The sequence below is a fragment of the Rhizobium croatiense genome, assembly GCF_019793465.1.
In the GTDB taxonomy this organism is placed as follows: Bacteria; Pseudomonadota; Alphaproteobacteria; order Rhizobiales; family Rhizobiaceae; genus Rhizobium; species Rhizobium croatiense.
On sequence record NZ_JAILYJ010000120.1, the window covers coordinates 1 to 255 of the forward strand.

At 68.6% G+C, this 255-nt stretch carries 1 pseudogene; it reads left to right on the plus strand.

Annotated features, from left to right (window positions below):
• Positions 1-255 (plus strand): annotated as a pseudogene (locus tag K6M89_RS32065) (3-keto-5-aminohexanoate cleavage protein); the annotation flags it as partial.

Genomic DNA, 255 nt, shown 5'->3' on the forward strand with positions numbered 1-255 from the left:
TGCACGGCACCTCGGCCTATGCCGCCGGTCTGCTGGTCGACGATGCGCAAGCGGCGTTGCAGCGCGCCGTCGCGCTCGGCGCCGAACGCTTCGCGCAATCGCTCGATGCCGGCGAGATCGAAATGCCAGCCGTGCGCGGCGTCGGCGGCGGCATTCTCTATTTCCTCGACCGCAAGAGCGAGCTCGGCCGCATCTGGGAGATCGAATTCGATGCGATCGAGGACGACACGCCGCTGCAGCCGGCCGGGCTGCAGT